Source organism: Escherichia sp. WS2035 (assembly GCF_046487065.1).
Classification (GTDB): domain Bacteria; phylum Pseudomonadota; class Gammaproteobacteria; order Enterobacterales; family Enterobacteriaceae; genus Escherichia; species Escherichia coli.
Genome location: NZ_JBJQKD010000030.1, coordinates 1 through 15,744 on the forward strand (window position 1 = coordinate 1; position 15,744 = coordinate 15,744).

General features: G+C 50.7%; 12 protein-coding genes and 3 pseudogenes. 12 read left to right on the top strand and 3 right to left on the bottom strand.

What is annotated here, in order from left to right:
- Positions 1-56, bottom strand: a 56-nt coding sequence (locus tag ACJHX4_RS26155; RefSeq protein ID WP_097491765.1) for an IS1 family transposase, incomplete at its 3' end; no start/stop codon positions are given.
- A 355-nt stretch (positions 57-411) separates the two neighbouring features.
- On the opposite strand from ACJHX4_RS26155, the gene sitA reads away from it, so the two are divergent.
- From sitA to sitD, 4 genes are read left to right on the top strand one after another with little or no spacing between them, the layout of a single operon-like run.
- A complete protein-coding gene (sitA, locus tag ACJHX4_RS26160) occupies positions 412-1,326 on the top strand; it encodes an iron/manganese ABC transporter substrate-binding protein SitA (protein WP_001514243.1) in 915 nt (304 codons plus the stop codon).
- The gene (sitB, locus tag ACJHX4_RS26165; RefSeq protein WP_000983710.1) at positions 1,326-2,153 is read left to right on the top strand and encodes an iron/manganese ABC transporter ATP-binding protein SitB; all 828 of its coding nucleotides are present in this window, start codon (positions 1,326-1,328) and stop codon (positions 2,151-2,153) included. The genes sitA and sitB overlap by 1 nt, the downstream gene beginning before the upstream one ends.
- On the top strand, positions 2,150-3,007 hold the full coding sequence (sitC, locus tag ACJHX4_RS26170; protein ID WP_000992806.1) for an iron/manganese ABC transporter permease subunit SitC: 858 nt from the start codon (positions 2,150-2,152) through the stop codon (positions 3,005-3,007). Before sitB ends, sitC begins: the two co-directional genes overlap by 4 nt.
- Entirely contained in the window at positions 3,004-3,861 is an 858-nt protein-coding gene (gene sitD, locus ACJHX4_RS26175) for an iron/manganese ABC transporter permease subunit SitD (protein WP_000968139.1), read from the top strand. Before sitC ends, sitD begins: the two co-directional genes overlap by 4 nt.
- Before the next feature lie 233 nt (positions 3,862-4,094).
- Here sitD and ACJHX4_RS26180 read toward each other — a convergent pair.
- A pseudogene (locus ACJHX4_RS26180) lies at positions 4,095-4,343 on the bottom strand (Tn3 family transposase); the annotation flags it as partial.
- Positions 4,344-4,349: 6 nt separating this feature from the next.
- On the opposite strand from ACJHX4_RS26180, the pseudogene ACJHX4_RS26185 reads away from it, so the two are divergent.
- Both ACJHX4_RS26185 and crcB read left to right on the top strand, forming a co-directional pair.
- Positions 4,350-4,763 (top strand): annotated as a pseudogene (locus tag ACJHX4_RS26185) (phosphopyruvate hydratase); the annotation flags it as partial.
- A 340-nt stretch (positions 4,764-5,103) separates the two neighbouring features.
- Positions 5,104-5,484: a fluoride efflux transporter CrcB gene (gene crcB / locus ACJHX4_RS26190; protein WP_001318207.1), complete on the top strand. Its 381-nt coding sequence runs from the start codon at positions 5,104-5,106 to the stop codon at positions 5,482-5,484.
- Between the two features lie 379 nt (positions 5,485-5,863).
- Here crcB and ACJHX4_RS26195 read toward each other — a convergent pair whose 3' ends face one another.
- Positions 5,864-7,057 (bottom strand): MFS transporter, encoded by a 1,194-nt coding sequence (locus tag ACJHX4_RS26195; protein ID WP_000095526.1) that lies wholly within the window; start codon positions 7,055-7,057, stop codon positions 5,864-5,866.
- Positions 7,058-7,192: 135 nt separating this feature from the next.
- Between ACJHX4_RS26195 and iucA the strand changes: the two genes are divergently transcribed.
- The 6 genes and pseudogenes from iucA to ACJHX4_RS26225 all read left to right on the top strand — a co-directional run.
- Positions 7,193-8,917, top strand: a complete 1,725-nt coding sequence (gene iucA, locus ACJHX4_RS26200; RefSeq protein WP_000602863.1) for an aerobactin synthase IucA — start codon at positions 7,193-7,195, stop codon at positions 8,915-8,917.
- On the top strand, positions 8,918-9,865 hold the full coding sequence (gene iucB / locus ACJHX4_RS26205) for a N(6)-hydroxylysine O-acetyltransferase IucB (RefSeq protein WP_000011907.1): 948 nt from the start codon (positions 8,918-8,920) through the stop codon (positions 9,863-9,865).
- Positions 9,865-11,607, top strand: coding sequence for an NIS family aerobactin synthetase IucC (gene iucC / locus ACJHX4_RS26210; protein WP_001015721.1), 1,743 nt, complete (start codon positions 9,865-9,867; stop codon positions 11,605-11,607). Before iucB ends, iucC begins: the two co-directional genes overlap by 1 nt.
- Positions 11,604-12,937: pseudogene (gene iucD / locus ACJHX4_RS26215) on the top strand (NADPH-dependent L-lysine N(6)-monooxygenase IucD). The gene iucC and the pseudogene iucD overlap by 4 nt, the downstream one beginning before the upstream one ends.
- A 25-nt stretch (positions 12,938-12,962) precedes the next feature.
- Positions 12,963-15,164: a ferric aerobactin receptor IutA gene (iutA, locus tag ACJHX4_RS26220; RefSeq protein WP_000973517.1), complete on the top strand. Its 2,202-nt coding sequence runs from the start codon at positions 12,963-12,965 to the stop codon at positions 15,162-15,164.
- A gap of 524 nt (positions 15,165-15,688) precedes the next feature.
- Positions 15,689-15,744: IS1 family transposase (locus ACJHX4_RS26225; protein WP_097491765.1), on the top strand; the 56-nt coding region annotated here is incomplete at its 3' end.

Genomic DNA, 15,744 nt, shown 5'->3' on the forward strand with positions numbered 1-15,744 from the left:
CGCACCACCCCGTCAGTAGCTGAACAGGAGGGACAGCTGATAGAAACAGAAGCCACTGGAGCACCTCAAAAACACCATCATACACTAAATCAGTAAGTTGGCAGCATCACCGATCCCTTCATTTAGTGACTGCCCCTGGGTTTTTCATGCTCTCCTGCGTCCTAGAGAACTTGCCAATAACCTACATTATTTTTGCTTTGCCATTACCAATCGTCCTGAACAAGTTCATTTTAAAGCCAAAGCGCTGCCCAACTTTTATCCTCAATACCACATCGTCAGCAGGAAATAACCTAATCCCTGTGTTGGGATCTTATAATCGCTAATGATAATTATTTACATTTTATAGCTTCTGCTATAAAACATAGTAGTTGCTATGTTTATTCTAATTTTGCTCACTATAGGTACTAAATCATGCTCTCAATAAAAAAAGTAACCATGCTCTTGGGGTGCCTAGTCCTCACCTGCTCGATAGCATTTCAGGCGAGTGCAGCTGAAAAATTCAAGGTCATTACAACTTTTACCATCATCGCAGATATGGCCAAAAACGTGGCTGGAGATGCTGCAGAAGTCTCATCCATAACCAAGCCTGGTGCAGAAATTCATGAGTATCAGCCTACCCCTGGCGATATTAAACGTGCGCAGGGGGCACAACTGATTCTCGCCAATGGTATGAATCTGGAATTGTGGTTCCAACGCTTTTACCAGCATCTCAATGGGGTTCCAGAAGTAATTGTCTCTTCGGGTGTGACGCCAGTAGGGATCACCGAAGGGCCCTATGAGGGCAAACCTAACCCCCATGCCTGGATGTCGCCAGATAATGCTCTGATTTACGTCGATAATATTCGTGATGCGTTTATAAAATACGATCCGGCAAATTCACAAACCTACCAACGTAATGCCGATACTTATAAAGCCAAGATTACCCAAACCCTTGCCCCCCTGCGTAAGCAGATTGCGGAACTCCCTGAGAATCAGCGATGGATGGTCACCAGTGAAGGGGCTTTTTCTTATCTCGCACGCGATTTGGGGCTAAAAGAGCTTTATCTGTGGCCGATTAATGCCGATCAACAAGGAACACCGCAGCAGGTACGTAAGGTTGTTGATATAGTTAAGAAAAATCATATCCCGGCAGTCTTTAGCGAGAGTACGATTTCCGATAAACCAGCGCGTCAGGTTGCGCGTGAAACCGGCGCGCACTACGGTGGTGTGCTCTATGTCGATTCCCTGAGCACAGAAAACGGCCCGGTACCTACGTATATCGACCTTCTGAAGGTTACTACCAGTACGCTGGTACAGGGAATTAAAGCCGGAAAAAGGGAGAAATAATGATGCAATCTGCAGGCATTGTCGTTAATGATGTTACTGTCACCTGGCGTAACGGGCACACAGCACTGCGCGATGCATCCTTCACAGTACCAGGCGGATCTATTGCCGCTCTGGTTGGGGTAAACGGTTCCGGAAAATCGACGTTGTTTAAAGCGATTATGGGATTTGTGCGTCTGACCAGCGGGAAGATATCTGTTCTGGGTATTCCCACACGACAGGCGCTACAGAAAAACCTGGTTGCCTACGTCCCTCAGTCAGAAGAGGTTGACTGGTCATTTCCTGTACTGGTGGAAGATGTGGTGATGATGGGCCGCTATGGGCATATGGGTATGTTGCGTATCGCCAAAAAGAGGGATCGTCAGATTGTCACCGATGCGCTGGAACGTGTCGATATGGTGGATTTTCGCCATCGACAAATCGGCGAGCTTTCCGGTGGACAAAAGAAACGCGTCTTTCTGGCGAGAGCGATTGCACAGCAGGGTGATGTGATCCTGCTGGATGAACCTTTTACCGGCGTTGATGTGAAAACCGAAGCGAAAATCATCAGCCTGTTGAGGGAGTTACGCGCGGAAGGCAAAACGATGCTTGTCTCAACGCACAATCTCGGATCCGTCACGACATTTTGCGATTATACGGTCATGGTCAAAGGCACCGTCCTGGCAAGCGGGCCGACAGACACCACTTTTACAGCCGAGAACCTGGAGCTGGCTTTTAGCGGCGTACTGCGCCATGTCACACTTAACGGCTCGGAAGAAAGCATTATTACTGACGATGAACGCCCTTTTGTGGCACATCGACCGTCAGCGGTGCAGAGGGAAGAAAGATGAACGCGCTACTGGAACCCTTCAGCTATGAATATATGCTCAATGCGATGTGGGTCTCGGCGATGGTCGGCGGTCTCTGCGCTTTCCTGTCATGCTATCTGATGCTAAAAGGCTGGTCGCTGATTGGCGATGCGCTGTCGCACTCTATTGTCCCGGGTGTTGCGGGGGCATATATGCTGGGGCTTCCGTTTTCTCTGGGAGCCTTCTTTTCCGGCGGACTGGCAGCGGGCAGCATGCTGTTTCTTAACCAACTCACTCGCTTAAAAGAAGATGCCATCATCGGCCTGATCTTCTCGTCCTTTTTTGGCCTGGGGCTGTTTATGGTGTCATTGAACCCGACATCCGTGAACATTCAGACCATCGTCCTGGGCAATATTCTGGCAATCGATCCGGCGGATATCCTGCAACTCACTATCATTGGCATTCTCTCGATCATCGTGCTTTTTTTCAAATGGAAAGATCTTATGGTGACCTTTTTCGACGAGAATCACGCCCGTGCTATTGGATTGCATCCGGGCAGATTAAAAATCCTCTTCTTCACCCTGCTGTCGGTTTCGACCGTTGCGGCGCTGCAAACGGTTGGTGCCTTTCTGGTGATCTGTCTGGTGGTGACTCCCGGTGCAACAGCATGGTTGTTAACCGATCGTTTTCCCCGCCTGCTCATGATTGCTGTAACTATTGGCAGTGTGACCAGTTTCCTCGGCGCGTGGGTCAGTTACTTTCTGGACGGCGCGACAGGTGGAATCATCGTGGTGGCGCAGACACTGCTGTTTCTTTTAGCATTTGTCTTTGCGCCCACCCATGGGCTTTTGGCAAATCGTCGGCGTGCGCATAAAGCGCTGGAGGATCGCTCATGATGGCATTATTACTGGAGCCACTGCAGTTCACCTTTATGAGTCACGCACTGCTGATTTCACTGGTAGTTTCCATACCCTGTGCGCTGCTGTCGGTCTTTCTGGTCCTGAAAAGTTGGGCACTGATGGGTGACGCGATGAGTCATGCGGTTTTTCCTGGCATCGTGCTTGCCTGGATTCTGGGGTTACCTCTGGCTACAGGGGCATTCGTCGCCGGAGTATTCTGTGCGGTGGCGACGGGATACCTGAAAGACAACAGCCGAATCAAGCAAGATACAGTGATGGGGATTGTTTTTTCTGGCATGTTTGCCGCAGGTCTGATCTTGTATATTGCAGTCAAACCAGACGTACATCTTGATCATATTCTTTTCGGCGACATGCTCGGGATAACCATCGGCGATATAATCCAGACGGTGATTATTGCCGGACTGGTTACACTTGTTATTAGCGTAAAATGGCGGGATTTTTTGCTGTTCAGCTTTGATTATCAACAGGCGCAGGCAAGCGGTTTGCATACGAGATGGCTGCATTATGGGCTGCTGTGCATGGTCTCCCTGACCATTGTGGCGACGCTGAAAGCGGTAGGTATCATTCTCTCTATTTCTCTTCTCATTGCGCCTGGTGCCATTGCGGTACTCCTGACACAACGCTTTCATATTGCGCTCCTGCTGGCGACTGGCATATCGATATTGGTCTCAATGACTGGTGTCTGGCTGTCCTTTTTTATCGACAGCGCGCCAGCTCCGACAATTGTTGTCTTATTCGCGGTCATGTTCATCATGACGTTTACCGTTACCAGCATCAACGCACGCACAAAGGAAAATGCCGAACCACGGGATTTGTTATCATCCGATTAGCAGAACACTCGGCCAGCAACATCCGCTTATTGGCGATGCGCTTGAACGAATAATGCACAGACTTATGATTCTGATAAGTTTTGTTGCCAGAGAGTTGCTGCGGACTGGATAGCAAGTAATGTCGATTCTCAGGGGTAGCAAACAGCGCAGTAAAATGAGGGAAGTAGTGGCAAAACATAGAGAAAATTGGGGGGCGAGGGCCAGTGATGTAAAAAACCACGCTAAGAGTTTAATTAATTGTTTGTATTGAAGTTTAATGATCTTAACTCACCCTTAAGAATATCTTCCGGTAACGAAGACGTATAATGCCCCAGCATATTTATATGGCTATGTATCAGCAGCGATAATCTTGCCGGATGCTACTCCTCAGGAGTTTCTCCCGATTTGCGAAGATGTGACAACGCCTCCTGCATGTAAAGTGTGTTTCACAGCACAACCGCATTGGTCACCAGCCCCAGAGCACCTAGTTGATCTTCCTGCCCTTAACGGTAGCTGAAGATGACTGGGCTGGATGGAAAATCCTGCATGGTGCATTGGGAGAGCAGATAGAATTGGTTGGCGACGATCTGTTTGTGACCAACGTAAAGTATATTCAGCGCGGCATTGACGAAAACCTTGCCAATTCAGCATTGATTAAACTCAACCAGATTGGTTCCCTGAGTGAAACCTTTGATGCGGTACAACTTTGCCATGACAACAACTGGGGCACCTTTATCTCACACCGCAGTGGTGAGACAGTGGACAGCTTTATCGCCGATATGACAGTTGCAATGCGCGCAGGTCATCTCAAAACGGGAGCTCCATGCCGGGGTGAGCGTATTGAAAAATATAACCAGCTTATGAGAATTGAGGATGAACTGGGTTCATCGGCGCAATTTGCCGGAAAGTCTGCCTTTAAATGACATTATTGTGCCAATCCCCCAGGCTTACACGTCGGGGTTATTCTGGAGGAATGATGAAAGCTCACGTTTTTGTTATTTCTATGCTTACTGGCATTGTCGTCACCTATGCCGTGTTACTTCTTGGTTGCTTGTTCATCGATAAAACGCTCCCCACTGTAGATGTTGTCATTCTGTCACTTGTCGTGGGGGCTTCTGCTCAGCAATTGTCGAGGGTATTAATGTCAATAAATAGAACCTTCCCTTATCTTGCATGTAGTCAAAGGATATAAATTAACAATATCAGTCAAATGAGAACATATTCTGATATTGTTACGATAAAAAATTATTTTATGAGGGGTACATGATTAAATCACTTTTTGCCGTCATTATCGGCGGTTCTGTTGGATGTACTCTGCGCTGGTTACTGTCCACACGCTTTAACAGTCTTTTTCCAAATCTACCTCCAGGTACACTGGTGGTGAACCTCCTTGCCGGGTTAATTATTGGTACTGCGTTGGCGTACTTTTTACGACAACCACACCTTGATCCTTTTTGGAAATTAATGATAACAACGGGACTTTGTGGAGGTCTGAGTACTTTCTCTACATTTTCTGTTGAAGTATTCGCATTACTCCAGGCGGGAAATTATATATGGGCTTTGACGTCTGTACTTGTTCACGTCATTGGCTCCCTCATCATGACAGCTTTAGGCTTTTTTATCATAACCATACTTTTCGCATGAGAATTCATTAACGTTACAGGTTTATCAACTAATGTGACGCTTAGGATAGAATTTCGCTCCATGGTATGCGTTTGCAGTCATTACAGTCTCCATGACGACTGTAATGACTGCAAACGCATTACCTGACATATCAGTATAAACAATGAATTAACCTCTTGGCGTATTTTTTACATCACTGGCCCTCACCCCCCAAAATTCTCTCTGAAAAATTGTTGCGGTTAACGTTGCCAATGTATCCACCCATTTCAGAAGACGATCTGGCATCCTGGTGGCATGCTGCGATGTGCTTCAGGTGAGTGCACTGGGCGGTCAGCACAGGCGGTTTCGACAGCGAAATTGCACAGGACGTTATGCCGGCTGTGAGTACAACATCATAGCCTTACTTGATTGTACGGTAATGCCAAATACATGCAGACACTATGGTAAATAATACAGCGGCAAATAATGCCGTCACAATCAGCGCGATTGAGACACCTGTTTTCGACGCCAGTGGCACCAACAATGCGCACAGCCCATAGCCAAGTGTGTGACTGGCCGCAAGCCAGCCCGCGCCTGCGCCGTCGGCCAGCTTATCATTCAGTAAAAGTTGATAAGCGGGTGTTGCCAGAGCGGCCCCAAATGACAGCACTGCACAGCCTAGGTAAAACAACCATAGCTGTTCAGTGAGCATGATAGCCAGACCACTACTCATCAACACCCCGGCACTCAGGAGCAGAGCCACTGGAGTCAGGCGCTGTGGACGGAGTACCACGAACTGCGCGATAAGCGCAGCTATTGCGGACAGCCCCAACAACCACGCCACCTGTTGGCTAATAGTGGTGGTATCAGTATCGAACTGGCGAGTAAGGGCTGGCGAAAGTCCAAGCTGCATCATGCTCATTGCCGCAGCCAGTAACATTGCGCAAAGCAGATAAGGCAGGCAATCCCGCTTCAGGCTGACGCTCTTGCGCTCCGGTGTGGGCTGTGGTGGTGTGCCGGGCAACCGCAGAAGCATCACCACAGCCCACACCGGAGCTGCCATCAGCATCCACACTGGCGCCAGAGGGTGAATGACCAACATTGCCGCCGCGCACAGCGGCCCGAATAGCCTGCCGCAGCTCAGGCCGGAGCTGATGGTTGCCAGAGCGGCCATGCGATTCCCTTCTCCCGCTCTCTGCAATGCCCAGACCTGACAGGCTGGCACCATTGCTGACACGGTCAGACCGTAGACGATCCGGGCGATGATTAATATTCCCAACCCCACCGCTGTTGTTACGGCACCGGTAGCCATCAGCACGCTTCCCAGCCCAAGCAGGGTAAAGCTTACGCCATATCCTCCCAGAGCCCACAGCACCACAGTCTTACTGCCAGTAAGGGAAATTTGCTTTCCCCACCATGGGGAAGATGGCAGAAACAGCATTGAGCCCAGCATCAGCAGGGCAGCCCATACAGACAGACTCAGATTTGTCTGTATGACCAGAACAGGGAGTACAACCAGCAGACCGTTCTGTCCGATACCGAGAAGACCGGCACTGAACGCCAGTGGCCAGCAGGACAGGGTTTTTTGGGGCGTATCTTCGATCTTAGATGACATTGTAATGTTTCAACACCATGTATTAATTGTGTTTATTTGTAAAATTAATTTTTCTGACAATAACATTTCTCATTGATAATGAGAATCATTATTGACATAATTGTTATTATTTTACTGTGTAGGAGCTGTTTGATTATGATCCTGCCCTCTGAAAAATCCGCCACAGATGTGGCTGCGCAGTGCTTCCTGAATGCCTTGATTCGTGAAACCAAAGACTGGCAACTGGCGGAATACCCGCCAGACGAATTGATTATCCCGCTGGACGAACAGAAGTCGCTCCATTTCAGAGTGGCTTATTTCTCCCCAACCCAGCATCACCGCTTTGCATTTCCTGCTCATCTGGTCACGGCATCAGGCAGTTATCCTGTCGACTTTACCACTCTCTCCCGGCTTATTATTGATAAGCTCCGGCATCAACTTTTTCTGCCAGTTCCCCTCTGCGAAACTTTCCACCAACGCGTGCTGGAAAGCTACGCCCATACGCAACAGACAATTGATGCCCGCCATGACTGGGCCATCCTGCGTGAAAAAGCGTTGAATTTTGGCGAGGCTGAGCAGGCACTGCTGACAGGACACGCTTTCCACCCTGCACCTAAGTCTCATGAACCGTTTAACCGCCAGGAAGCTGAACGATACCTGCCTGACATGGCACCTCACTTCCCGCTGCGGTGGTTTTCGGTGGATAAAACGCAAATCGCTGGTGAAAGTCTGCATCTTAACCTTCAACAGCGGTTGACGCGATTTGCCGCAGAAAATGCGCCCCAGTTACTCAACGAATTAAGTGACAATCAATGGCTGTTCCCGCTGCACCCGTGGCAGGGAGAATATCTTTTGCAGCAAGTGTGGTGCCAGGCACTTTTTGCTAAAGGACTTATCAGAGACTTAGGCGAGGCCGGCACGTCGTGGCTGCCGACCACCTCTTCCCGCTCCCTCTACTGTGCTACCAGCCGCGATATGATCAAGTTCTCCCTGAGCGTTCGGCTGACCAACTCCGTCCGTACTCTGTCTGTGAAAGAGGTGGAGCGAGGAATGCGCCTGGCACGTCTGGCGCAAACCGACGGCTGGCAGATGCTACAGGCCCGCTTCCCTACTTTCCGGGTAATGCAGGAGGACGGCTGGGCCGGGCTGCGCGATCTTAACGGCAACATCATGCAGGAAAGTTTGTTTTCCCTGCGTGAAAACCTGCTGCTGGAGCAGCCGCAAAGCCAGACCAACGTTCTGGTTTCCCTGACTCAGGCCGCACCGGATGGCGGTGATTCGCTGCTGGTTTCGGCGGTAAAACGCCTGAGCGATCGCCTCGGTATCACTGTGCAACAGGCCGCCCACGCATGGGTCGATGCTTACTGTCAGCAGGTGCTGAAGCCTCTGTTTACGGCTGAAGCGGATTACGGCCTGGTGCTGCTGGCGCATCAGCAAAATATTCTTGTGCAGATGCTTGGGGATCTGCCGGTCGGATTTATTTACCGTGACTGCCAGGGCAGCGCGTTTATGCCTCACGCGACAGAGTGGCTCGATACCATTGACGAGGCGCAGGCGGAAAATATTTTCACCCGTGAGCAGTTGCTGCGCTATTTCCCTTATTACCTGCTGGTTAACTCCACTTTTGCCGTAACTGCTGCGCTGGGTGCTGCCGGGCTGGACAGCGAAGCGAATCTGATGGCTCGTGTACGAACATTGCTGGCTGAAGTGCGTGACCAGGTGACTCATAAAACCTGTCTCAACTATGTTCTGGAAAGTCCGTACTGGAACGTAAAAGGTAACTTTTTCTGTTATCTGAACGATCATAACGAGAACACCATCGTTGACCCTTCGGTGATCTATTTTGATTTCGCTAACCCGCTGCAGGCTCAGGAGGTCTGAATGTCTGGGGCAAACATTGTTCACAGCGGATATGGACTGCGCTGTGAAAAACTCGACAAGCCTCTGAATCTTGGCTGGGGGCTGGACAATAGCGCGGTGTTGCACTGGCCCGGGGAGCTGCCAACAGGGTGGCTGTGCGACGCGCTGGATCAGATATTTATCGCCGCACCACAACTTTCAGCAGTGGTTCTTCCCTGGTCCGAATGGTGTGAGGAGCCACAGGCGCTGACGCTTTTCGGACAGGTACAAAGCGACATTATCCATCGTTCCGCTTTCTGGCAGTTACCGTTATGGCTGAGTTCTCCGGCAAACCGGGCCTCCGGTGAAATGGTTTTTGATGCAGAGCGTGAGATTTATTTCCCGCAGCGCCCCCCCCGTCCGCAGGGTGAAGTTTATCGTCGTTACGATCCACGCATTCGCAGGATGCTGAGTTTCCGCATTGCCGATCCCGTTTCTGATGCAGAACGTTTCACTCGCTGGATGAACGATCCGCGCGTTGAGTATTTCTGGGAGCAAAGTGGCTCACTGGAGGTACAGATCGCCTATCTGGAACGCCAGCTCACCAGTAAACATGCATTCCCGCTGATTGGTTGTTTCGACGATCGGCCGTTCAGTTATTTCGAAATCTACTGGGCGGCGGAAGACCGCATTGGTCGCCACTATTCGTGGCAGCCCTTTGACCGTGGCCTGCATCTGCTGGTTGGTGAACAGCAATGGCGCGGAGCCCACTATGTGCAAAGCTGGCTGCGCGGGGTGACACATTACCTGCTGCTGAATGAGCCACGTACGCAGCGCACAGTACTGGAGCCACGCATCGATAACCAGCGCCTGTTCCGCCATCTTGAGCCTGCGGGATACCGGACAATTAAAGAGTTCGACTTCCCACATAAACGCTCGCGCATGGTGATGGCGGATCGTCATCACTTCTTCACGGAGGTCGGTCTGTAATGAATCACAAAGACTGGGATTTGGTCAACCGCCGCCTGGTGGCAAAAATGTTGTCTGAGCTGGAGTATGAGCAGGTTTTCCACGCGGAATCTCAGGGCGATGACCGCTACTGCATTAACCTGCCGGGAGCACAATGGCGCTTCATCGCTGAACGTGGTATCTGGGGCTGGCTCTGGATTGATGCTCAAACTCTGCGCTGCGCGGACGAGCCAGTACTGGCTCAGACGCTGCTGATGCAGCTAAAGCAGGTACTGTCAATGAGCGATGCAACCGTTGCTGAGCATATGCAGGATTTGTATGCCACGCTGCTGGGCGACCTGCAACTACTGAAAGCCCGTCGCGGGCTGAGCGCCAGTGACCTGATTAATCTTAATGCCGACCGCCTGCAATGCCTGCTGAGCGGTCATCCTAAATTCGTTTTTAATAAAGGTCGCCGTGGCTGGGGTAAAGAGGCGCTGGAACGATATGCGCCAGAGTATGCCAACACCTTCAGACTGCACTGGCTGGCGGTAAAACGTGAACATATGATCTGGCGCTGTGATAACGAGATGGATATTCATCAGTTGTTGACGGCCGCAATGGATCCGCAGGAGTTTGCCCGCTTCAGTCAGGTCTGGCAGGAAAACGGACTGGATCATAACTGGCTGCCGCTGCCGGTACATCCGTGGCAGTGGCAGCAAAAAATCGCTACCGACTTCATCGCTGATTTTGCCGAAGGCAGGATGGTGTCTCTCGGCGAGTTTGGCGACCAGTGGCTCGCCCAGCAGTCGCTGCGTACCCTGACCAACGCCAGTCGCCGGGGCGGGCTGGATATCAAGCTGCCGCTGACCATCTACAACACCTCATGCTACCGGGGGATCCCTGGCAGATACATCGCTGCCGGACCACTGGCTTCACGCTGGCTACAACAGGTTTTTGCGACCGACGCCACCCTAGTGCAAAGCGGCGCAGTGATACTTGGTGAACCGGCTGCAGGCTATGTCTCCCATGAAGGCTATGCCGCGCTTGCCCGGGCTCCCTATCGCTACCAGGAAATGCTTGGTGTTATCTGGCGGGAGAATCCGTGCCGCTGGCTGAAACCGGATGAAAGTCCGGTTCTGATGGCAACACTGATGGAGTGCGACGAAAACAATCAGCCGCTGGCAGGCGCATATATAGACCGCTCCGGGCTGGACGCTGAAACCTGGCTTACGCAACTGTTCCGGGTGGTCGTGGTTCCTCTGTATCACCTGCTTTGCCGCTACGGTGTCGCGCTTATTGCACATGGACAAAATATAACTCTCGCCATGAAAGAGGGGGTTCCACAGCGTGTTCTGCTGAAAGACTTCCAGGGCGATATGCGACTGGTGAAAGAAGAGTTCCCCGAAATGGACTCTTTGCCTCAGGAGGTTCGTGATGTTACATCCCGCCTGAGTGCGGACTACTTAATCCATGATTTGCAGACGGGTCACTTCGTGACAGTACTGCGTTTTATTTCGCCACTGATGGTTCGTCTTGGCGTACCTGAAAGGCGATTTTATCAACTGCTGGCAGCAGTGTTGAGTGATTACATGAAAAAACATCCACAAATGTCAGAGCGTTTTGCGCTTTTCTCACTTTTCAGGCCACAAATCATTCGCGTGGTGCTGAACCCGGTAAAACTGACCTGGCCTGATCTGGATGGCGGCAGCCGCATGCTGCCGAATTACCTTGAGGATCTGCAAAATCCGCTGTGGCTGGTAACTCAGGAATATGAATCATGAAAAAAAGTGTCGATTTTATTGGTGTAGGGACAGGGCCATTTAATCTCAGCATTGCTGCGTTGTCACATCAGATCGAAGAACTGGACTGTCTCTTCTTTGATGAACATCCTCATTTTTCCTGGCATCCGGGTATGCTGGTACCGGATTGTCATATGCAGACCGTCTTTCTGAAAGATCTGGTCAGTGCTGTTGCACCTACAAATCCCTACAGTTTTGTTAACTATCTGGTGAAGCACAAAAAGTTCTATCGCTTCCTTACAAGCAGACTACGTACAGTATCCCGTGAAGAGTTTTCTGACTACCTCCGCTGGGCTGCTGAAGATATGAATAACCTGTATTTCAGTCATACCGTTGAAAACATTGATTTCGATAAAAAACGTCGATTGTTTCTGGTGCAAACCAGCCAGGGAGAATATTTTGCCCGCAATATCTGCCTTGGTACAGGAAAACAACCTTATTTACCACCCTGTGTGAAGCATATGACACAATCCTGTTTCCATGCCAGTGAAATGAATCTTCGTCGGCCGGACCTTAGTGGAAAACGGATAACCGTGGTTGGTGGAGGACAGAGTGGTGCAGACCTGTTCCTTAATGCATTACGCGGGGAATGGGGAGAAGCGGCGGAAATAAACTGGGTCTCCCGGCGTAATAATTTTAACGCACTGGATGAGGCTGCTTTTGCTGATGAGTATTTTACACCTGAATATATTTCAGGCTTCTCCGGACTGGAGGAAGATATTCGCCATCAGTTACTGGATGAGCAGAAAATGACATCGGATGGCATCACTGCCGATTCTTTACTGACCATTTATCGTGAGTTGTACCACCGTTTTGAAGTTCTGAGAAAACCAAGAAATATCCGTCTGCTACCCAGCCGCTCGGTAACAACTCTGGAAAGTAGTGGTCCTGGCTGGAAGTTGCTGATGGAGCATCATCTGGATCAGGGCAGGGAGAGCCTGGAAAGTGATGTGGTGATTTTCGCCACAGGTTACCGTTCTGCGTTGCCACAAATACTTCCCTCACTGATGCCCCTGATCACCATGCACGATAAGAACACCTTTAAAGTGCGTGATGACTTCACTCTGGAATGGAGTGGCCCGAAAGAGAACAACATCTTCGTGGTCAACGCCAGTATGCAAACCCATGGCATCGCCGAACCCCAGCTCAGCCTGATGGCATGGAGATCTGCACGTATTCTTAATCGCGTAATGGGACGTGATTTATTCGATCTCAGTATGCCGCCCGCCCTGATTCAGTGGCGCAGCGGCACCTAGGGAAAACGCAGCCGGAGGCTGCTTCTTTAACTCGCTACACAGCATCTTTGGGCTGATTTTTTCCGCCCGTATGGAGGAATAATGATGATAAGCAAAAAGTATACGCTTTGGGCTCTCAACCCACTGCTTCTTACCATGATGGCGCCAGCAGTCGCTCAACAAACCGATGATGAAACGTTCGTGGTGTCTGCCAACCGCAGCAATCGCACCGTAGCGGAGATGGCGCAAACCACCTGGGTTATCGAAAACGCCGAACTGGAACAGCAGATTCAGGGCGGCAAAGAGCTTAAAGACGCACTGGCTCAGCTGATCCCTGGCCTTGACGTCAGCAGCCGGAGCCGCACCAACTACGGTATGAATGTGCGTGGCCGCCCGCTGGTCGTGCTGGTTGACGGCGTGCGTCTCAACTCTTCACGTACCGACAGCCGACAACTGGACTCTATAGATCCTTTTAATATCGACCATATTGAAGTGATCTCCGGTGCGACGTCCCTGTACGGCGGCGGCAGTACCGGTGGCCTGATCAACATCGTGACCAAAAAAGGCCAGCCGGAAACCATGATGGAGTTTGAGGCTGGCACCAAAAGTGGCTTTAGCAGCAGTAAAGATCACGATGAACGCATTGCCGGAGCTGTCTCCGGCGGAAATGAGCATATCTCCGGACGTCTTTCCGTGGCATATCAGAAATTTGGCGGCTGGTTTGACGGTAACGGCGATGCCACCTTGCTTGATAACACCCAGACCGGCCTGCAGTACTCCGATCGGCTGGACATCATGGGAACTGGTACGCTGAACATCGATGAATCCCGGCAGCTTCAGTTGATCACACAGTACTATAAAAGCCAGGGCGACGACGATTACGGGCTTAATCTCGGGAAAGGCTTCTCTGCCATCAGAGGGACCAGCACGCCATTCGTCAGTAACGGGCTGAATTCCGACCGTATTCCCGGCACTGAGCGGCATTTGATCAGCCTGCAGTACTCTGACAGCGCTTTTCTGGGACAGGAGCTGGTCGGTCAGGTTTACTACCGCGATGAGTCGTTGCGATTCTACCCGTTCCCGACGGTAAATGCGAACAAACAGGTGACGGCTTTCTCTTCGTCACAGCAGGACACCGACCAGTACGGCATGAAACTGACTCTGAACAGCAAACCGATGGACGGCTGGCAAATCACCTGGGGGCTGGATGCTGATCATGAGCGCTTTACCTCCAACCAGATGTTCTTCGACCTGGCTCAGGCAAGCGCTTCCGGAGGGCTGAACAACAAGAAGATTTACACCACCGGGCGCTATCCGTCGTATGACATCACCAACCTGGCGGCCTTCCTGCAATCAGGCTATGACATCAATAATCTCTTTACCCTCAACGGTGGCGTACGCTATCAGTACACTGAAAACAAGATTGATGATTTCATCGGCTACGCGCAGCAACGGCAGATTGCCGCCGGGAAGGCTACATCCGCCGACGCCATTCCTGGCGGCTCAGTCGATTACGACAACTTCCTGTTCAACGCCGGTCTGCTGATGCACATCACCGAACGCCAGCAGGCATGGCTCAACTTCTCCCAGGGCGTGGAGCTGCCGGACCCGGGTAAATACTATGGTCGCGGCATCTATGGTGCTGCAGTGAACGGCCATCTTCCTCTAACAAAGAGTGTGAACGTCAGCGACAGCAAGCTGGAAGGCGTGAAAGTCGATTCTTATGAGCTGGGCTGGCGCTTTACTGGCAATAATCTGCGTACCCAAATCGCGGCCTACTATTCGATTTCTGATAAGAGCGTGGTGGCGAATAAAGATCTGACCATCAGCGTGGTGGACGACAAACGCCGTATTTACGGCGTGGAAGGTGCGGTGGACTACCTGATTCCTGATACTGACTGGAGTACCGGAGTGAACTTCAACGTGCTGAAAACTGAGTCGAAAGTGAACGGTACCTGGCAGAAATACGATGTGAAGACAGCAAGCCCATCAAAAGCGACAGCCTACATTGGCTGGGCACCGGACCCGTGGAGTCTGCGCGTGCAGAGCACCACCTCCTTTGACGTGAGCGACGCGCAGGGCTACAAGGTCGATGGCTATACCACCGCGGATCTGCTCGGCAGTTATCAGCTTCCGGTGGGTACACTCAGCTTCAGCATTGAAAACCTCTTCGACCGTGACTACACCACTGTCTGGGGGCAGCGTGCACCACTGTACTACAGCCCGGGTTACGGCCCAGCGTCACTGTACGACTACAAAGGCAGGGGCCGAACCTTTGGTCTGAACTACTCTGTGCTGTTCTGACCGGTATTCCTTTACAACAAAGGTACGCTGATATCAACATGGCCGCTGACAGCCAAGTTGATATCATATAATACACGACATAATCTGTAGTCAGGGAGGATAGACTCTTTACTGACTACAGATTATGTCGTGTTCCGTGCTCATTTCCTCAAAAAATACAAGAAAAGAATTAGTATTCTAACAAAAAGTGAAATAAATTGTATCAAACTCCCTCTTTTAATCCTGTTGAGTAAATCAGCTTTTGCAATAGGATTGAAAGAGTGTAAGTGGAATCTCTTCCGGATACTCGTTACCACCGTGGCTAGAATATCTACGGCTGCGGGCCAGTAATAGATTAAGTGATAACAGCTGTCTGGAAATGTAGGGGCGTATCCACTAATCATAATCATTGTGAGATAAATATTACGGGGCATTTTATAATGAATAAAATATACTCTCTAAAATATTGTCATATTACCAATACCATGAAGGTGATGCTGCCAACTTACTGATTTAGTGTATGATGGTGTTTTTGAGGTGCTCCAGTGGCTTCTGTTTCTATCAGCTGTCCCTCCTGTTCAGCTACTGACGGGGTGGTGCG

Bases quoted from the DNA above. Each gene is read 5' to 3' on its own strand.
- sitB (WP_000983710.1), top strand. From the start codon at position 1,326: ATGATGCAATCTGCAGGCATTGTCGTTAATGATGTTACTGTCACCTGG.
- iucA (WP_000602863.1), top strand. From the start codon at position 7,193: ATGATCCTGCCCTCTGAAAAATCCGCCACAGATGTGGCTGCGCAGTGC.
- sitC (WP_000992806.1), top strand. From the start codon at position 2,150: ATGAACGCGCTACTGGAACCCTTCAGCTATGAATATATGCTCAATGCG.
- ACJHX4_RS26195 (WP_000095526.1), bottom strand. From the start codon at position 7,057: ATGTCATCTAAGATCGAAGATACGCCCCAAAAAACCCTGTCCTGCTGG.
- iutA (WP_000973517.1), top strand. From the start codon at position 12,963: ATGATGATAAGCAAAAAGTATACGCTTTGGGCTCTCAACCCACTGCTT.
- iucB (WP_000011907.1), top strand. From the start codon at position 8,918: ATGTCTGGGGCAAACATTGTTCACAGCGGATATGGACTGCGCTGTGAA.
- crcB (WP_001318207.1), top strand. From the start codon at position 5,104: ATGATTAAATCACTTTTTGCCGTCATTATCGGCGGTTCTGTTGGATGT.
- sitA (WP_001514243.1), top strand. From the start codon at position 412: ATGCTCTCAATAAAAAAAGTAACCATGCTCTTGGGGTGCCTAGTCCTC.
- iucC (WP_001015721.1), top strand. From the start codon at position 9,865: ATGAATCACAAAGACTGGGATTTGGTCAACCGCCGCCTGGTGGCAAAA.
- sitD (WP_000968139.1), top strand. From the start codon at position 3,004: ATGATGGCATTATTACTGGAGCCACTGCAGTTCACCTTTATGAGTCAC.